Source organism: Chloroflexota bacterium (assembly GCA_011322445.1).
In the GTDB taxonomy this organism is placed as follows: Bacteria; Chloroflexota; Anaerolineae; order Anaerolineales; family DRMV01; genus DRMV01.
Genome location: DRMV01000010.1, coordinates 1 through 18,119, shown reverse-complemented (window position 1 = coordinate 18,119; position 18,119 = coordinate 1). Strand labels below are relative to the sequence as shown.

Genomic DNA, 18,119 nt, shown 5'->3' with positions numbered 1-18,119 from the left:
GCATGAGTATAATGGGCGTAAGTTGTCAACAGATTGAGTAAGACGAGGAGCGCAATTGATGAACAAGTGGGCGCGGGTTTTGAAATATGTGGTATTGGCCGTCGTGGTAGTGGTTGTGGCCGTGGCGGCGGGCGGCGCTTTCTGGCTCAAGGTGTATGTGCCGCGGGTGGTTGCCCCCAAGTCGTTTCCGCAAACCACGGGCACGCTGCACCTCAAAGGATTGCGCGCGCCGGTGGATGTTTACCGCGACGCGATGGGCGTGCCGAGTGTGTATGCTTCCAATCTCCATGACCTCTTCTTTGCGCAGGGATATATCCATGCGCAAGAACGCTTCTGGCAAATGGATTTCTGGCGGCACGTCGGCAGCGGGCGACTTTCGGAGATGTTTGGGAAGTCGCAACTGGCAACCGACGAATTCCTGCGCACGATGGGGTGGCGGGAGGTCGCCGAGCAGGAATATGAACAACTTTCCCCGCAATCCAAAGCCATTCTGGAAGCCTACACGGAGGGCGTCAACGCTTACATCGCCGACCGCCAGCCGACCGAGTTGAGCCTGGAATACCTGATTCTGAAGGGCATTCTCAACCGCGGCTACCAGATTGCCCCCTGGACGCCGGTGGATTCGTTGGTGTGGGGCAAGGCGATGGCGTGGGACTTGCGCGGCAACATTGGCGCGGAAATCGAGCGTGCCGTGCTGCTTGCCCATCTCACGCCAGAGCAGGTGGGCACACTGTTTCCGCCTTACCCCAAGGATGAGCCGACCATTGTGACGCAGCCTTTCAGCGGCGCCAGCAGTGGCAGCGAGGGAAGCCCGCCTTTGGCTGCGGCGCGTGACCTGCCCGCCAGCGCCTGGTTGACGGTGGCCGACCGCTTCCGGGCGGTGGATGCCCTTATCGGTGAAACGGGTATGGGGGTGGGTTCCAACTCGTGGGTGGTTTCCGGCGCGCTGACCGATACCGGAAAGCCGTATTTAGCCAACGACCCTCATTTGGGCATCCAGATGCCCTCGATTTGGTTCCAGATGTCCTTGCACTGCCAGCCGGTGAACGCCGCGTGCCCCTTCTCCGTCGGCGGGTTCTCCTTTGCCGGTGTGCCAGGCATCGTCATTGGACACAACGACCGCATCGCATGGGGCTTTACCAACGTGGGGCCTGATGTCATGGATTTGTTCATCGAAAAGGTGAACCCTGACAACCCCATGCAATACGAATACAAAGGCAAGTGGGTGAACTTCGAAACCCGCCAGGAAACCATCAACGTCGCGGGTGGTGAACCGGTTACGATTACCGTGCGCATCTCGCGGCATGGGCCTATCATTTCGGATACTTACGGCCCTCTCAAAGATAACATTGACCCCGAAAAACATCCCGAGGCCACACCCTTCAAAGATCGCGCCGGCATTTCCCTGCCGGAGCATTATGCTATTGCCCTGGCCTGGACGGCGCTCTCGCCCTCCACACCCTTCGCGTCTATTTGGGGCATGGATACTGCCCAAAATTGGGAGGAATTTCGCGCTGCGGCGTTGAAGTTCTACGTTCCCGCTCAAAACCTGGTGTATGCTGATGTGGACGGCAATATCGGCTACCAAATGCCGGGGCTGATTCCCATTCGGAAAGCGGGCGATGGGCGGCTGCCGGTGCCGGGCTGGACGGGCGATTATGATTGGGTGGGCTACGTGCCTCTCGAGGAATTGCCCTATGCCTTCAACCCGCCGGAAGGCTACATCGTCACGGCCAACAACCGGGTGCCGCCGTGGAATTACCCCTACCTCATCACCACCGATTGGACATACGGCTTCCGTGCCGAGCGCATCATCGAGATGCTCAAAGAGGCCCCCGGCAAAATCGACAAAACCACGCTGGAATCCATGCAGTTCGACGCTTACAGCACCAACGCGGCCAGGCAGGTGCATATTTTGCTGGGCTTGCCCATGAAGGACGCTGACCTGACTGCTGCCCGCGACCGTTTTCTGCAAAACTGGGATGACCGCTACGATGCTAATTCTCAGCCGGCGGCAGTGTTCGCCTATTTCTGGCAAAACCTGTTGCTGGATACGTTCAAAGACGACCTCCCGAAAGCCTACTGGCCGACCGGCGGCGAGCGCTGGATGGAAGTCATGCGCAATCTGGATGACGATCCCCACAACTTCTTCTGGGATGATAAAGCCACCCCCGCGGTGGAAAGCCGTGACGACATTTTCCTGCGGGCGTGGCAGGAAACGGTGGCACAGATGCGTGCAAAGTACGGAAAGGATATGGCAAAGTGGCCGCGCTGGGGCGACCTGCATGTCGCCGTGTTCCGCAACCAGACCCTCGGTGAGTCGGGCATTGGGCCGATTGAGGCGATGTTCAACCGCGGCCCCGTGCGCACCACGGGCAGCAAAGGGCTGGTCAACGCCACTGGCTGGAAGGTAGGGCATTCCTTCGAGGTCTATTGGCTGCCTTCCATGCGGATGATCGTGGACTTGAGCAACCTGGACGCTTCTTTGACCGTGCACACCACCGGGGAATCCGGCCATGCCTACCACCCCCACTACGACGATATGATGACGCTCTGGGCGGGGGGAAAGTACTACCCCATGTGGTGGACCCGACCGGCTGTGGAAGCCCACGCTGCCGACCATTTGCGGCTGGAACCGTGAGGAGAATGAGCATGATGGGCGATTTCCCCCGTATGGATGGCAAAATTTGCCTGGTCACCGGGGCGACTTCGGGCATTGGGCAGGTGACCGCGGCGACGCTGGCAGCATTGGGTGCGGAAGTGGGCGTGGTGGGGCGCAATCCAGCCAAAACCGAGCGCGTGGTGGCGAAAATTCGCACGGAAAGCGGTAATGCGCGCGTGGCGGCCTTCCTGGCCGATTTTTCCGACCTGGAGCAAGTGCGGCGGCTGGCTGCGGCGGTGCATGCGCGCTTCGACCGCCTGGACGTGCTGGTCAACAACGCTGGCGCCTTCTTCCTCCGCCGCGAGATGACCCCCTACGGCGTGGAAAAGACTTTTTTGGTCAACCACTTGGCCCCCTTCCTGCTGACCAATCTGGTTTTGGATATGCTTCGGGCCGCACCGGCCGGGCGTGTGATCAACGTGGCTTCGTCCATGCACCGCACCGGCACGCTCGATTGGGACGACCTGGCGTTTGAGCACGGCTATTCGGGCATGAAGGCCTATGGGCGCTCAAAACTGGCGAACATCCTCTTTACGCGTGAACTGGCGCGGCGAGAAGCCGGAACGCCGCTTACGGTCAACGCCATGCACCCCGGCATGGTAGCGACCGGCATCTGGAAGGCGGGTTTTGCGCCCCTCGACCGCCTGGCGCAGTGGGTGGTGGCCCGTTTTGCCCTGACGCCCGAAGAAGGCGCCGATACGATCCTTTATCTCGCGACGTCGCCGGAAGTGGTGTCGGTCAGCGGTCACTATTTCGTCGAGTGCAAGCAGGTAGAGCCTTCGGAGGCGGCGCGCGACGATGCCCTGGCGCGGCGGCTTTGGGAAGTCAGTGAGAGGTTGACCGGCCTGGCGTAGGCGAAAGGCGGGGGGTCAGGTCAGCGCCCGCAGCGCCTCGGCCACGGTAAACGCCCCCTCGTAAAGCGCCCGCCCCACAATCACCCCTGCCAGCCCGGTGGCTTGGGCGGCACGCAGGTCGTCCAGCGAGGCCACGCCGCCCGAGGCGATGACTTCCAGCCCGCTGGCGGCTTGCAGGGCGGCGGTGGCTTCCAGCGCCAGGCCGGTTTGCAGGCCGTCGCGGGCAATATCGGTGAAAATCACGGTGCGCAGCCCCATTGCGGCCAGACGGCGGGCGAAGGTGGTGGCTTCCAGGTCGGTGGCTTCGGCCCAGCCGCTCACCTGCACGCGCCTCCCGCGGGCGTCGATGCCCACGGCAACGCGTTCCGGCCCCCAGCGGCGCAGGGCTTCGGCCACGGCTTCAGGCTGGCGGGCGGCTAAGGTGCCCAGCACGACCCGGCTGACGCCCAGCCGCAGGGCCTCGCCTACGGCTTTCAGGCTGCGCAGGCCGCCGCCGAACTGGACGCGGGCCTGATGGGTGGCGGCTTCTTGCAGAATGGCTTGCAATGCGGCGCGGTTGGCCGCGTCGTCCTGGCCGAATGCGCCATCGAGGTTGACCACGTGCAGCCACTGGGCGCCTTCGGCGAGCCATCGGCGGGCAACGACAGCCGGGTTGGTGGCGTAGCGGGTTTGGCGGGCAAGGTCGCCTTGCTTCAGGCGCACCACTTGCCCCTGGTGGAGGTCGATGGCAGGGTAAAGGGTGAACATCAGCGCCTTCCTGAAAGTGGGGGTAAGGAAGTGGTCAGAGCAGGCTTTCCAGGAAACCCCGAATGCGCGCCATGCTGGCTTCCCAGGTGGGGTGTTGCTCGTAACGTTGCCGGGCGGCCAGCCCCATGGCAGCCAGCCGCTCCCGGTCCCGATGCAGGGCGCGCAGGTGCTTCGCTAACGCTGCAATGGCGGCGGTTTCGTTGGCGGGCAGCAGGAAGCCGTTTTCCCCGGGCGTTACGAATTCCCACGCCGCGCCGCGCTCGCCGGCGATCACCGGCAGGCCGAAGCCCATGGCTTCCAGATACACGATGCCAAAACCTTCATAGCGGGAAGGCACGGTCAACACGTGGGCGCGGCTGAGCAGGCGGCGCAGGGCTTCATCGTCCTGCCTGCCGTGGAAACGCACCCGCCCCTGCAGGCCGGGGCGTTGTGCCAGGCGGCGCATCTGGCGGGCGTAGGCGGGGGCGAAAGTTTCGCCGCCCACCACGTCCAGCACGGCTTTGGCGGGGTTCAGGCGGGCGAGGGCCTGCAAGAGCACGTGCAGCCCCTTGCGCGGGATGAGGTTGCCCAGGAAGAGGACGCGCAGGGGCCCGGGTTCGTGGGCGCGGGTGCAGATGAGGGCGGCATCGGCCTGGGGGTGCAGGCGGTCGCCGCCGGGGTAGGCCACGATGTGGGGCGGCAGCGGTTCGCCCCGCAGGCTGGCGACCGCGGCCTGGGTGGTGCGGCTGTTGAAGATGAAGGCATCCGCGCTGCGCAGGTAAGCGCGTTCCACGGCGCGATATAGCGGAAGCCAGGGGCGTGGATGGCGCTCGTCGCTGCGCAGGTGGTGGACGATGCTCACGATGGGAACGGCAGGCCGCGCCCGGCGGTTGAGCCAGAAGAGCGAAGGGTGGTTGAGTTCGTCCTGCAGCCAGAGGTCAACCGGCGTGGTCAGGATGCGCCGGGCGAGGCTGGTTGAAAAGTTGTCGGCCAAGTGGCGCGGGTAGTCGCGCCACGGCAGGGAGAGCACGGTGACACGATGGCCGTGGGCTTCCAGGTGGTGCACCAGCAGGCGGTCGTAAAGATAGCCGCCGGAGAGGGTGTCTAACGAGCCGTAGATGACAAGGCCGATGCGAAGCGAAGGGAACATGGATTTCGTATAGCCGAGGACAAGGAAAGGGGAGGCTGAGGGCAAGCAAAAGTTGTTGAAGCGGTGCTCCGCCCTCACCCTACTTTGGCTCGCTTCGCTCGCCATTTCTCCCCTCTCCCACTGGGAGAGGGGAGAAAGCCGCTCCCTGAGCGGAGTCGAAGGGGACGGCTTGAGGGGTGAGGGCGCTTTCCGTAAGCACGGTTGCGTTTCTGCACGTTTTGCGTGTGCTCAGATGACCGCAACCGCTGCGAAGGCGCCTTCAGGCCGCGTTCAGCGGCAGGGTGTATGCTGCCCAGGCGGTTTCGTGTTCCCACAAGCGCACGGTGAGGCGGGTGAGGTTGGGCGCGGCGATGTCGGGCGCTAACGCCTGCGCGAAAATGCGGGCGAAGTGCTCCAGGCTGGGGTTCAGCCCGGCAAATTCGGGCAGGTCGTTGAGGGTGTGGTCGCGGTAGCGGGCGATGAGGCGCTCTAAGGCGGCTTCTACGGCCACAATATCGACCAGATAGCCGTGCTGATCCAGGCTTTCGCCTTCCAGTTGCACTTCGGCGCGGTAGTGGTGGCTGTGGGGGTTGTTTTCGGCGCCCCAGTCGCCGCCGATGAGATAGTGTTGGGCGATGAAATCGCGGATGACGGTGAGTTGGTACATGGTGGTTACCTCGTGAGGGGGGAGTGGTTACTTGGTTGCCTGGCTGCCTGGTTACCGGGTTGGCTGGTTGCCTGGTGGTTCCATGCGTGTGGTTGCGCCGCTAATTGCTAATCGCAAATTGCCATTCGCAAGTCACTATTCGCAACCCGCTCATTCGTAGGTGAAAATCACCTGTATTGCTTCCCCTGCACGCTCATCCAGCAGCCGATAGGCTTCGGCGGCCTGGGCAAAGGCAAAGCGGTGGGTGATCAGGCGCTCTGCTGGGAAAGTGCGGAGCATATCCCAGGCCGTGCGCAGGCGGCGGGCTTTATTCCACCGGGCGGCGTGTTCGGGCGCCAGGGTGCTGACCTGGCTGCTCAGCAGGCGGATGCGGCTGCGGTGGAAGCGCCCGCCCAAATCGAGGGGGGCGCGTTTGCTGCCGTACCATGAGCCGATGACCACCCGCCCGGCGAAGCCTGTCAGGGCCAGGGCGAAATCGAGGGCTGCGGGGTTGCCAGAAAGTTCGAAGGCCAGGTCAACGCCGTCGTAAAGGTCGCGAGCGTGAAGATGGGCGCGGGCGGCTTCCAGCGCGTCGGGCGTGGCGGGGTCGAGGGCTAAGGTGGCGCCCAGGCGTTGGGCGGCCTCTCGCCGCCGGGGGTAACGGTCGAAGACCGCCAGCGCGGCCAGCGGAAAGCGGCTCAGCAGCGCCGTGGTAAGCAGCCCCACCACGCCTTGCCCCAGCACGGCCACTTGTTCGCCGATGAGGGGCGCGCCGTCCATCAGGAAGTTGACCGCGGTTTCCATGTTGGGCAAAAAGGCCGCGCGCTCCGGCGGGAGGCCGTCCGGCACGGGCAACAGGCTTTCCACGCTGGTTACGAAGCACCGCTGGTGGGGTTGGAAGGCGAAAACCAGCCGGTGCTTCCAGCCGGCATCCACCCCCGGGCCCAGGTCGGTGACCTGCCCCACGGCGGCGTAGCCGTATTTGAGGGGGTAGGCTAACGCCCCGGCGAGGGATTCCAGTGCTTCGTCGGCGGCCAGCCCCTGGGGCATTTGCCCACGGTAGATGAGCATTTCGGTGCCGGGGCTGATGGCCGAAATCCGCGTGTGCACGCGCACCTGGCCGGGGCCGGGGGACGGGCAGGCTTCGGTGCGCAGTTCAACTTGGCGGGGAGCGGTGAAATAGAGCGCGAGATTTTGCATGGTGGGAGTGAGGAGGGGGAAGGAAGAAGCGGTGCGGTAATGAGAGGGCGGTCAGCGGCTGGCCGGGTTGGCAGGCGGCATCTGCCCCCAGAGCACCAGGTCGCGGCCCAGGCGCATCACTTGCCAGCCCGGGGCCAGGCCGGGGAAGGCTTCCACGCTGTCCGGCTGGGGCGAGCGGGGCAAAAGCGGGGCCAGGGCGGGCACGCCGCCGACGAAGTAAGGCACAATGGTCAGCAAGACCCAATCGACCAGCCCCGCCTGAAGGAAAGCGGTGAGTACTTGCCGTCCGCCTTCGACCATCAGGCTGCACACCTGCGCTTCGTATAGCCATGAAAGCAAAGCAGGTAGGGAAACGCCGGTGGCTCCTCGCGGCAGACGCACCACGTGGGCCCCGGCGGTGGCTAAAACGGCCTCGCGTTCTTGGGGGGCGTCTTCGGCAGCCGCAATGATGCAGCCGCGGGGGTGTTGCAGCACCCGCGCGGTGGGCGGGGTGCGCAGCCGCGAGTCTAACACGACGGGGCGCGGGTGGGGGCCGCCCACCTGCCGGGCTGTCAGTTTGGGGTCGTCGGCCAGCACGGTGCCCACGCCGACCAGAATGGCATCGTGGGCGGCCCGTAAGCGGTGGGTGAGGTATTTGGTCTCGGGGCCGCTCAGCGCCAATGGCGCCTCGGGGCGATGGCTGATGCTGCCGTCCAGGCTCTGGGCGTAGGTCAGCGTCACCAGCGGCCGCCCCGAGGCGCAAATGGCCTTGACGGTGCCCCGAATGTCTGCTACCGGGTCTGGCGCAGCACCGCTTTCAGGATTCATCGGTCGGCTTTTCCTGCGCGTGCAAGGTCAGGGAACCCATGTCCAGCAGATGGTGCATTCGGCGGGCTTTGGTTTCGAGGTAGGCGCGGTTGTCGTCATGGATGGTAGCCACCACCGGCACGCGTTCCACCACCGGCATGCCCAAGGCTTCCAGCGATTCGATTTTCTTGGGGTTGTTGGTCAGCAGACGCACCGATTGCACTCCAAGGTCGCGCAAAATGGCGACGCCGACATCGTATTCCCGCTCGTCGGCCTGATGCCCCAGCGCGAGGTTGGCTTCGACGGTGTCGTAGCCCTGGTCTTGCAGGTTGTAAGCCTTGAGTTTTTCCAGCAGGCCGATGCCGCGGCCTTCCTGCCGCAGGTAGACGACCACGCCACGGCCTTTTTCGGCGATGTGTTGCATGGCGAGGTGCAGTTGCTCACCGCAGTCGCAGCGCCGCGAGCCGAGCACGTCGCCGGTGAAGCATTCGGAATGGATGCGCACCAGCACGCCTTCTCCGGCCACGTCGCCGACCACCAGGGCGAGATGCTCTTTCTGGTCTTTGTTGTTGTGGTAGAGGCAGAGTTGGAAGGTGCCTTCCTGGGTGGGAATGCGAGCGCAGACCATGCGTTGAACTTTGACTTTCATAGGAACCTCCGAGGTGTTGGTTTTTTGGGGTGAGGAAGGCGGTGGGGGGGAGCCCAGGGTTTGAACACCAAGCCGATGAGCAATGAACAGCCCCACCGCGCCGACGGTTAGATCGCGCAGGCGGATGATGAGAGCGAGGGCTAATCCGTAGGAAGGCCCATAGCCCAGCGTGCCGAGGGTCAGGACCAGCCCGGCTTCCAGCGCCCCCAACCCTCCGGGCAAGAGGGGCAGCAGGAAAGCCAGTCGGGCGGCGGTCATCAGCACCAGGGTTTGAGCGAAGGTCAGGTGCATGCCCAGGCCGTGGGTCATCAGGGCATATTCGCCCCACAGAGCGACCCAGGTAGGGAGCGCGAGGGCCAGACCGATCAGCGCCAGGGCGGGGCGGCGGCGGCAGAGACTGGCTGCGGTGGCTTCGGCGGCTGCCCCGTGGTGGGCGGCCCGGCGCAGGAAACGCGGTAGGTGGGAAGATAGCCGCTGAAGGGGGCTGACCCCGCGGCAGACCACTACGAGGTAGAGCACGGTGAGCAAGGCCAGCCCGCCAGCCCCCAGCGGCAGGCTGCGCCGCATTGCGGGCGAGAGCAGACCAAGGTGAGCAAGGGCTGCCGCGCCGACCAGTAGGAAGCCGAAATTGCCCACGAGTTCGAGCAGTTTATCCAGCCCTACGCTGGCTAATGCTGTGGCGGTGGGAACGTTTTCTTGCCGCCAGAGCGCCCAAACCTGCAACGGTTCGCCGCCGAACTGCGAGCCGGGGGTGAAATAACTGACGCTGAAAGCGGCAACCCGGTAGGCCGTGAGGTGCCCCCACGGGACGGGATGCCCCGCCACCCGCAGCAGCCACCACCACCGAAGGGCAAACAGCCACAGAATGAGCACGTTGAGTGCAATGAGCCCCAGCAGCGTGCTTACGGGAAAGCGTCGCAGCGTGGCCCAGGTTGCGCTCCACGGCACTTTAGTGGCTGCCCAGCCCAGCAATGCCGCCAGGAGCAGCCAGCTGAGGGTTTTGAGAAAGGATCTCATCGGCCGAAAGGCAGCCACTGTGTGTGGCGAGAGAGGGCTGGCGTGCCCAGCCGTTGCGAACCTATTTCTGGAACAAGGGCAGATATTCGCCGTAGCCTTCCCGTTGGAGGTCTTCCACGGGAATGAAGCGCAGCGCGGCTGAGTCAATGCAATAGTGCAAGTGAGTGGGTGGTGGCCCATCGAAGAAGAGATGCCCGAGATGAGAATCTGCATAACGGCTGCGAACTTCAATGCGTTGCATCCCGTGGCTGGTGTCGAGGCGCTCGACTAAGTTGTCGGGTTCCAGCGGGCGGGTAAAACTGGGCCAACCGGTGCCCGAATCGTATTGGTCGAGGGTGCTGAACAGCGGTTCCCCGGAAAGGAGGTCGACGTAGATGCCGGGGTGTTGCTGGTTCCAGTACGGGTTGTCGAAAGGCAGTTCGGTGCCGTTTTGCTGGGTCACTTCGTATTGCAGCGGCGTTAACTTGCGGCGCAGCACCGCGTCTGAGGGCTTTTGAAAGTGTTTCCAGGGCTTGTTTTCGTTGGGAAAGAAGTCGAAATTTGGGTAGTCTCGCCAGGTGAGTTCGGCAAAGGTTTCCTTGCCCGAGGCCATGACATAACGCTGGTAATGCGCGGGGTTCTTTTTGTAGTAGCCCTGGTGATAGTTTTCGGCAGGGTAAAAGGGTTTGGCTGGCAGAATGAGGGTGGCGATGGGCTTTTTGAAGATGCCTGAGGCTTCCAGGGCCTGCTTGGATTCCTCGGCCAGACGTTTTTGCTCGTCGTCGAGGTAGAAAATAGCGGTGCGGTATTGAGGGCCGCGGTCGTAGAATTGCCCGCCGGGGTCGGTAGGGTCAATGGGTTGCCAAAAGGCTTCCAGCAGGCGGCGGTAGGTGATGCGGTTGGGGTCGTAGCGCACCCGCACGGCCTCGAAGTGTCCTGTGGTGCCGGTGGAAACCTGTTCGTAGGTGGGGTTAGGCACGTCGCCGCCGGTGTAGCCGGAAGTCACTTCCAGCACGCCGGGCAGTGCTTCGAAGTGGGCTTCCATGCACCAGAAGCAGCCCCCGGCGAAGATGGCTTCGCAGATGGTTTCGGGGGTGTAATTGGGCTCAGCAGCAGAGGTGGGGGGCAGCATGGCAGTGTCTCCAGAAGAGGCGGGTTTGAGCAAGAACAGCGCGGCGCCGACGATGAGGGTGAGAAGTGCAAGGGCCGTGAAAACGCGGCGGGTTGAGGAGGGCATAAGTATTTTACTTCTTCTTAGAGGGTAATCTCAAAGGGTGGGGGGTATCAGTCGGTCGTTTGTGGTGGCGCCGTCGAGGCGCGCGGCCCTACATGGGTGAGGAAAATGCGGTCGTCGGGGGCCCAGAGGCAGGCCGCGCCGCCGCCGTAAAACGCTACCGTAGTGAGCATGGCCGCGCTCAGCATGCCAGCGGCTTCCAGGGGAAGCCCCCCCGTCCATGCAGCGCCCAGTGTCAGCAGGCTGCCCAGCGCGGCCAGGCGGGGGAGGATGCCCAGCACCAGAAGCGCGGCCAGTAGCGTGCCCGCCCAGCGGGCGGCAGGCTCTACCGTGGGGTGTTGCAGGGTGATGAGGAAAACAAGGGCTGCCAGCAGGCGGAGGAGCGCTTGGGCTTTATGCCAGCCGCGCTGCGTGGCGTCGGTGGTGGGAGAGGGGGCCTTGCCAAGCCCGGCTTCCCAGGCGCCGTCGCGCAGGAAAAGCGCCAGGAAGGGAATGAGAAACCAGACGCCGACCAGGGCAAGGGCACGCGGTGAGAAAAGCGGCCACAAGGCCGCGGCCAGGAAACTCATCATCAAGCCGGCGTTGGCCCGCCGCTGCGGGTCGGGAGGGATAGGCCGCGGGGTGCGTCCGCGCGCGCGTAGCAGGGCTTCCCACCCCAGGAAGGCGTAGCGGGCCAGGCCTACACTGAGGTACCACCACGGCAGGCGGCCAAGGGCTACGGCCAGCCCCGACGCAGCGAGCACCCCCACGCTGTCTACCAGCATGTCCAGGCGTTGTCCCAGGAGGGAGGTGTGGCCGGTGAGGCGCGCCAGAAGCCCGTCCCACCAGTCGGTCAGCGCCACGAAAGTGTAAAGCAGCCCCGGCCCCCACCCTGTGGCCGTGTGGGGGCAGAAGAAGCCCAGCATCAACGCCACCGCCAGGCCGCGGGTGAGCGTCAGCATGTTGGCAGGGCCTAAAGAGGGGTAGGGCGAGGCTTCGAGGGTTGGGCGGTTCTCGCCCAGGTGCCGCCAGGCATAAAAGGCAACATAGGCAACCCCAGCCCCGCTCAGGGCTAACCAGCACCATGCCCCCGAAGGGGCGTAGGCGCGTTGCCAGAGGAATCCCGCACCTAAGGCGGCCACACTAAGGCCCAACCAGCCGATGAAATCGCGTGGCGCTTTGACCATTTCAGGGCTGCTCCGTCGCGTGGGGTTTGAATTTTTGGGCTTTGTGGTAAATGGAACGCACTTTGGGCAGAATGCCCGGAATGCGAATGCCCTGCGGATGGTAGGCTGGCAGGTCGTTAGGGTTGGTGCCCCACCGAGCGACTAACTGACGTACCAGCAACGAATACAGCCCTTCGTGGTGCAGCGGCGCGGCATGGGGGTCGGGCAGCATGCCGGGCACCAGACCGTAGGTTGTGAAGCTTTCGACGAAGGCAGGGTCGCGCGCGATGACGTGCATGATGGTCTCGTAACCATCCCACGGGCCGGAAACGGCCGGGGGTTGGTGGTCGCCGACCAGAATGAAGACGTCGTTCTTCCCGGCTGTGCGGATGAAGTCGGCCAGCACTTGCCAATCGTACGTGACGGCTTCCATATAGGCTTCGACGGCGCGAGGCTTGGGCCGGGCGTCTGGGTGGTCGATGTTGGGGTCGTTGAGTTCCCGCCAGTCTTTCACGATGGGCGGCACAGGGGCAAAGGGGTAGTGGGTGTTTTGCGTGAGGAAGAAGACGAAGTTGGGTTTGGGGGGCTGCTTGGCAAGCCAGGCGCGCAGGAAACCCAGCGTGTACTGGTCGGGCGGCGAGGGCCCCCAACTGTATTCCGGCCCGTGGTAGTTCAGGTCGGAAAAAGTGAGCCAGACATCGGGGCCGTAAAAGCGGCGGTTGGTTTTCCAGAGGTATGCAGAAAGTTCGCGGTCAATGGGAACCACCCAGGTGAACCGATAGCCCTGGCTTTGCATGTAGCGCCCCAGGTTGGGGTAGGGCGTATTTTGGAAACTGTATTTCAAGGTGAGGTATTGCGGTTGTTGGGCAATTCGCACGCCGCACAGGGCGCTGGTGTAGGCCATCCAGGAACCCCCGCCCCATACCGGCGAGCGGCTCAATCCTGAAGCCATGTGCCAGCCAGCGGCGCTTAGTTCCTGCTGCACCGCGTCCATGAGCGCTTCATAGCGCGAGTGGAAGACCGGGTCGTTGATCAGCACGCTGCCATAGGATTCCAGGAAAAAGAGGTAAACGTTGGGGTGCTCTGCAAGAGTGTAGCGGCGGTAGTCATACACTTTGTAAGGCGAAACCTGTTGCATCGCTTGCACGCGCTCTTGCGTGAGGCGCGCTTGCCGGATGTTCGCAGCGAGTTTAAGGCTCAGGCTGGCAACTTCGCCTTCGGGGGTAGCGGCTTCTGCGGGGAAAGCCACGGTGAAAGCCAGCGCCGCTGCGGCCAACACGAGGATGCCCCCACGCGTGAGGGGGTGCAGTCGGTTGGGAACCACGCGAGTAAACGGTGTGGTGGCAATCTGATAAATGAGCCACACGGCAACGATCAGCCCAACCACGCCAGCGGGATAGGCCCACCAGGGCAGGGTCAGGCTATCGAGGACAAACCCAATGCCACCGCCCAGGAAAGCCCAGTCGTTATAAAAATTGGGCGTGTTGTGGTAGAGCGCAACGTCAACGGCCTCGTAAATCTGGTAGATGAGGAAAACCAGCAACAGGGCAAACGCTGCCCACCGGAAAGCCCGCCGTCCGCGCACCGTCCACAAACGAGGGAAGGCAACCCACACGGCAAAGAGAAGCACCCATTCCAGCCCCAGCCGCCAGAGGTCGTAGTTTTCCCGCGCTTGTAGCGCAGCCCAACTGTGCAGGCTGGGGAAGAAGGCGCTGCCTTGCGCGGTCAGGATATACATGGGCGCGAACAGCACCAGGTTGCCCCCTAAAAACGCCAGCCAGAAAATGAAATTATTCTTGTTTTGTAGCGATGATAAATATTTCATCGGCGGTGATTATACCCGCTTTTACTTTTCTGACCAAGAGTTTGGGCAAAGTTCGGCGCGATGGCGTCGTAGCGCCCCGGGCGCGCAGGCGCCACGCGCGGCTCCAAAGCAGCGAGGCTGCCGCCACGCGCTTGTTCAAACGGTTCGTTTAGGGCTGCTCGTCGTGAGAGGTTTCACGCAAGGCGGCTTCGATGAAAGGTGCGCGTTTGATGCGCTGCCGGTAGTTGGGAATCAGCCGCGCATAAGGCTCATCGAGGAGGGGAGACGAGATGAGGAAATCGGCAGTCGCCCGGTTTGAGGCTGTGGGGATGTTGTAGAGCACGGCAATTCGCAGCAGGGCTTTGACGTCGGGGTCGTGGGGCTGGGGTTCCAGCGGGTCCCAGAAGAAAATCAGGATGTCGATTTCCCCATCGGCAATGAGTGCGCCCATTTGCTGGTCGCCGCCGAAGGGGCCGCTTTTCAGGCGAATCACCCGCAGCCCGGTTTCCTTCTGAATGAGGAGACCGGTCGTGCCGGTGGCGTAGAGGCGATGGCGGCTCAAGGTGCCCTTGTTGAAGGCAATCCATTCGAGCAGGTCGCGTTTGCGTCCGTCGTGGGCAACCAGCCCGATGTGTTTGTGCGCGCGAAGGGGGATTTTAATATAATCGTTCATGGCTTCCTCGGGGGAGGGAGCAGTCGCTCAGGGCTGCCAGGAAAGGAAATTTGCCAGCACTTGCAGGCCAACGCGCTGGCTTTTTTCGGGGTGGAATTGCACGCCGAGTAAATTATCGCGCCATACGGCGCTGGCGAAGCGAAGGCCGTAATCGGTATAGCCAATGATATCATGTGCGTTTTCGGGAAGGCAGTAGAAAGAGTGATTGAAATAGGCATAGCCGCCGCTTTCCAGCCCTGCGCGCAAGGGGTTGGGGTGAGCCCATTCCACAAAGTTCCACCCCGTGTGGGGAATTTTCAGCCCCTCGGCACGCAGGTTTTCCGGGAAGGCTACCACGCGTCCTGGCAGCAATCCCAGCCCCTGGTGCTGCCCCATTTCTTCGCCGATGTCGAAGAGCGCCTGCATGCCCACGCAGATGCCCAGCAAGAGCGCCCCGCCGCCAACGGCTTCCAACAGGGCGTCTTCCAGGCCGCGTTGCCGCAGCCCTGCCATGAAGTCGCCAAAGGCGCCTACGCCGGGCAGCACCAGTCGCTTGCCCTGGCGCACCTTCGCAGGATCATCCGTGCGCGTCACCCGCGCGCCGACGGCTTCCAACGCTTTATGCACCGAGCGCAAATTGCCTGTTCCGGCGTCGATGAGCACCACGTCACTCATGGTTTGCTGGCTCCTTTTGGAAGAGATACCAAATCATGAAACCGTTGGGTTTGCGGTAGAAGGTGCGCGGCGGCGAGAAACCAGCCGCAGCCCCCAGGGCGGTGACTTCCTCGGGAGTATAGGCTCGCGTAATGGGGCTGATGCCACCCCAGTGCTCGACGCGCTCAAACCACGGCGCAATGCGATGATGACCGTCCACGTCGGCCATGAGCAGCACCCCCCCGGGCTTGAGCACGCGGAAGATTTCCCGGAAAACCTGCTGAGGTTTGGGCAGGCAGTGGAACGTCATGACCAGCGTGGCCAGAGCAAATGTGTTGGTGCTGAAGGGCAACGCGGGCGCACTGGCCTGCACAAACCAGGGGCGGCGTGGCCCAAAGGTCAGCCGCTCGGGTTTGAAGCACTGGTAGGTGATGTCGATGCCTACTATCTGGCGGCTGGGCAGGGCGCGGCTGAGGAAGGCGGTGCTAAAGCCTTGACCGGTGCCGATTTCCAGAACCGGACCGGCGCTCAGGGGGGGCAGGCGCTCCAGGCCGAAAGCGTAGGCCTTGGTAGAGCGCGCCATGGGTAGACGGGCAAAAAGGGGTTTGAGCGAAAGCATGGTTTTTCTCCGTGGCCGGGATGGGTGTCTCCATTGTACTGCAAAGTCAGGCGAGATGAGAGAGATGCCGCCTTTGCTCTCCGTATTTTGGGGGAGGGTATGCTATGATGGGGGGCATGGCAACCAAATTGAGAACACTCAAGCGGCGGCCTGCAATCTCGTGGTATGTGGGCCTGGGATTGTTGGGCCAGTTGATTTGGGGGAGTTACCCGCCGATGGCTAAGCGGGCTTTGATGGAAGTGCCCAAGTTTTCTTTGTTGTTGTTTGCTACGGCTGCCACCACCCTGGTGGGTTTAGGGGTTATGTGGCGGGAAGAGCAGCGTTCGGCCCGGGAGGTCGTCGCGTTTTTGTGGCATGAGAAGGCGCTTTGGGCGTTGGCCTTTTTCGTCGTGCTGCGCTCGGTGACCAACATCTCTGCGATTTCGCTTACCCGGGCGACGTGGGTGCAACTGGTTTATTTGATGACCCCTTTTATGGTGGCATTGTTGGGTGTAGGGCTTTTTGGGGAGCCAGCGCCACGATACACCTATGAAGCCCTGGCGCTTTCGACGTTGGGGGCTGTGCTCACCTTGGTGACCGATTGGTCAGATGTTTTAGCGGGATTTTCGACGCGGGATTTCGTTGGCCTGGGTGTGGCGGGGCTTTCTATGCTTTCGCTGGCGGTTTATTTTCAGGTGGTGCGCCGTAGCAGCCGGCAGAATGCAGGGCGAGGGCTGATCATGTTTCAACAGGGCCTGGCGATGACGGTGACTTATGCCGTCATTAGTGTGTTCGCTGGCGAGGATTGGGGCGCATGGCTGCATGTTTCTTGGGAAGGATGGCTGGTCATCGCGTGGGTGGTTGGCGGCATTTTTGCTTTGGGAAATTTCGTGCAGATCACAGCCCTTAGCGGTGCCAATGCCGCCCTGATTACCAGCATGATGCCTTTGCGATTGGTTTCGGCCATTGCCTTGGGGTGGTGGCTTTTGGGGGAACGCCTGACCACGCCGTTGCAATGGCTGGGGGCGTTCCTCGTGCTGGCGACGGTGTCAGGGTACCTTTGGCTCCAGAGGCAAGGATGAGGCGTTTTTCAAGAAAGAGGCCCATCGTTTTTTCACCCCGGCGGGAATGTGGAATTCTTCCCTGGGAGTGGATTGAATGTGTCCCCGGTACCACCCCCACCACGTGGGGTGTTCTTCTACCTGAATCGCGTGCCAGGGGATGAACAAGGGTGGATGGTTAAGGCGAAAGAGGCTCATCGGCACAATGTAAACCCCCTCTGGCGTCTCGACCATTCGCAGAACACGGCGGTAGGCGATGTTGTTGAGCCACATGCTTTGAAAGCGGTGCCCCCCTTTGGGGAAGGCGCCGGTTAAAGGGTAGCGGTTGGCCAACCGTTCCCAACCGGAAAAGGGGGCAAGGAAAGAGATGACGATGGGGAATATCACCGCCAAAATCAACAGGCCTGCCAGCCAAAACAGCCACGCGCTTGGGGGCATTTTACAACACACCTTTAGTAGAAGGGATGGCTCCTCCCCGGCGAGGGTCCATCATAGTGGCGGCGTCGAGCGCGCGGGCCAGGGCTTTGAACAGGGCTTCGGCCTGATGGTGGTCATCCCGGCCATAGAGCACGCGGGCGTGCAGGTTGCAGCGGGCGGTTACGGCGAAGGATTCCAGAAAATGCCGCCACAAACTGTTGGGAATGCCGCCGACTGCGGGCGCGTGCCATTTGGCCCGCACCACAGGGTAAGGCCGCCCGGAAAGATCCACGGCCACGAAGGCTAAGGCTTCGTCCATGGGCACGTAGGCGTGGCCCGTGCGCACGATGCCCCGGCGGTCGCCCAGGGCTTGGTCGAAAGCCGCGCCCAGGGTGAGGGCGATGTCTTCCACGGTGTGATGGGGGTCGATTTCCAGGTCGCCCTGGGCCTCGACGGTGAGGTCGAACAGCCCGTGCACGGCCACATGGCGCAGCATGTGGTCGAGGAAGGGCAGCCCGGTGGCAATGGCGTGCTGACCTGTGCCGTCCAGGTTCAGGGTGACGGCGATGGTGGTTTCGCTGGTCTGGCGTTGGAGGGTAGATTGGCGCATAGGGCACCTCATCATTGAGGAAGATTGGCGTGGGCTGAGTATAACAGAAAAGCGGGGGCCGTTGCTTGCCCGCTTGGAAGGGGAAGCATTCAAAATACAACATCTGAGTGCTCCCCTGCCAGTTGCCTTGCTTGACAACTACCCCTAAAAGACTTAGACTCTATCCGAAAAATCGGAAAGGAGTTGAAAAAGAAGGCGTAACCTGCTAAAAAGGGTGTCCCAAAACCACTTTAGCGAGGTTACGCCATGCGCAGAAATCCTAACACAAAACCAGCCAGCCCGGACTATTTTCGTGT

At 62.7% G+C, this 18,119-nt stretch carries 17 protein-coding genes; 3 read left to right on the top strand and 14 right to left on the bottom strand.

Annotation, left to right across the window (positions count from 1 at the left end; translation table 11 throughout):
• Window positions 1–58: 58 nt before the first annotated feature.
• Window positions 59–2,641, top strand: coding sequence for a penicillin acylase family protein (locus tag ENJ54_01645; GenBank protein HFC08547.1), 2,583 nt, complete (start codon window positions 59–61; stop codon window positions 2,639–2,641).
• Window positions 2,642–2,673: 32 nt separating this feature from the next.
• Window positions 2,674–3,516 (top strand): SDR family oxidoreductase, encoded by an 843-nt coding sequence (locus ENJ54_01640; protein ID HFC08546.1) that lies wholly within the window; start codon window positions 2,674–2,676, stop codon window positions 3,514–3,516.
• A gap of 15 nt (window positions 3,517–3,531) precedes the next feature.
• Here the strand turns inward: ENJ54_01640 and hisA are convergent, their stop codons facing one another.
• The 12 genes from hisA to ENJ54_01580 all read right to left on the bottom strand — a co-directional run bounded on the left by hisA (window position 3,532) and on the right by ENJ54_01580 (window position 15,756).
• The gene (gene hisA, locus ENJ54_01635; protein HFC08545.1) at window positions 3,532–4,266 is read right to left on the bottom strand and encodes a 1-(5-phosphoribosyl)-5-[(5-phosphoribosylamino)methylideneamino]imidazole-4-carboxamide isomerase; all 735 of its coding nucleotides are present in this window, start codon (window positions 4,264–4,266) and stop codon (window positions 3,532–3,534) included.
• Between the two features lie 31 nt (window positions 4,267–4,297).
• Window positions 4,298–5,392 (bottom strand): glycosyltransferase family 1 protein, encoded by a 1,095-nt coding sequence (locus tag ENJ54_01630; protein HFC08544.1) that lies wholly within the window; start codon window positions 5,390–5,392, stop codon window positions 4,298–4,300.
• A gap of 259 nt (window positions 5,393–5,651) precedes the next feature.
• A complete protein-coding gene (locus tag ENJ54_01625) occupies window positions 5,652–6,038 on the bottom strand; it encodes a 6-carboxytetrahydropterin synthase (protein ID HFC08543.1) in 387 nt (128 codons plus the stop codon).
• 150 nt (window positions 6,039–6,188) lie between these two features.
• Window positions 6,189–7,217, bottom strand: coding sequence for a zinc-binding alcohol dehydrogenase (locus tag ENJ54_01620; GenBank protein HFC08542.1), 1,029 nt, complete (start codon window positions 7,215–7,217; stop codon window positions 6,189–6,191).
• Window positions 7,218–7,268: 51 nt separating this feature from the next.
• Window positions 7,269–8,024 carry a RibD family protein gene (locus ENJ54_01615; protein ID HFC08541.1) on the bottom strand — a complete coding sequence of 252 codons (756 nt, stop codon included), beginning with the start codon at window positions 8,022–8,024 and terminating at the stop codon, window positions 7,269–7,271.
• Window positions 8,014–9,882: a GTP cyclohydrolase II gene (gene ribA, locus ENJ54_01610; protein ID HFC08540.1), complete on the bottom strand. Its 1,869-nt coding sequence runs from the start codon at window positions 9,880–9,882 to the stop codon at window positions 8,014–8,016. The genes ENJ54_01615 and ribA overlap by 11 nt, the downstream gene beginning before the upstream one ends.
• The gene (gene msrA / locus ENJ54_01605) at window positions 9,731–10,780 is read right to left on the bottom strand and encodes a peptide-methionine (S)-S-oxide reductase (protein ID HFC08539.1); all 1,050 of its coding nucleotides are present in this window, start codon (window positions 10,778–10,780) and stop codon (window positions 9,731–9,733) included. Before msrA ends, ribA begins: the two co-directional genes overlap by 152 nt.
• Before the next feature lie 152 nt (window positions 10,781–10,932).
• Entirely contained in the window at window positions 10,933–12,048 is a 1,116-nt protein-coding gene (locus tag ENJ54_01600; protein ID HFC08538.1) for a CDP-alcohol phosphatidyltransferase family protein, read from the bottom strand.
• A 1-nt stretch (window position 12,049) separates the two neighbouring features.
• Window positions 12,050–13,852, bottom strand: a complete 1,803-nt coding sequence (locus ENJ54_01595) for a hypothetical protein (protein ID HFC08537.1) — start codon at window positions 13,850–13,852, stop codon at window positions 12,050–12,052.
• A 148-nt stretch (window positions 13,853–14,000) separates the two neighbouring features.
• Window positions 14,001–14,504: a methylglyoxal synthase gene (locus tag ENJ54_01590; protein ID HFC08536.1), complete on the bottom strand. Its 504-nt coding sequence runs from the start codon at window positions 14,502–14,504 to the stop codon at window positions 14,001–14,003.
• A gap of 27 nt (window positions 14,505–14,531) precedes the next feature.
• Window positions 14,532–15,158 carry an imidazole glycerol phosphate synthase subunit HisH gene (gene hisH, locus ENJ54_01585; protein HFC08535.1) on the bottom strand — a complete coding sequence of 209 codons (627 nt, stop codon included), beginning with the start codon at window positions 15,156–15,158 and terminating at the stop codon, window positions 14,532–14,534.
• Window positions 15,151–15,756 (bottom strand): class I SAM-dependent methyltransferase, encoded by a 606-nt coding sequence (locus tag ENJ54_01580; protein HFC08534.1) that lies wholly within the window; start codon window positions 15,754–15,756, stop codon window positions 15,151–15,153. Before ENJ54_01580 ends, hisH begins: the two co-directional genes overlap by 8 nt.
• A 104-nt stretch (window positions 15,757–15,860) precedes the next feature.
• Between ENJ54_01580 and ENJ54_01575 the strand changes: the two genes are divergently transcribed.
• Window positions 15,861–16,817 (top strand): DMT family transporter, encoded by a 957-nt coding sequence (locus ENJ54_01575; protein ID HFC08533.1) that lies wholly within the window; start codon window positions 15,861–15,863, stop codon window positions 16,815–16,817.
• Here the strand turns inward: ENJ54_01575 and ENJ54_01570 are convergent.
• A complete protein-coding gene (locus ENJ54_01570; GenBank protein ID HFC08532.1) occupies window positions 16,785–17,234 on the bottom strand; it encodes a hypothetical protein in 450 nt (149 codons plus the stop codon). The genes ENJ54_01575 and ENJ54_01570 overlap by 33 nt on opposite strands.
• A 1-nt stretch (window position 17,235) precedes the next feature.
• Window positions 17,236–17,838 (bottom strand): imidazoleglycerol-phosphate dehydratase HisB, encoded by a 603-nt coding sequence (hisB, locus tag ENJ54_01565; protein ID HFC08531.1) that lies wholly within the window; start codon window positions 17,836–17,838, stop codon window positions 17,236–17,238.
• Between the last annotated feature and the right edge of the window lie 281 nt (window positions 17,839–18,119).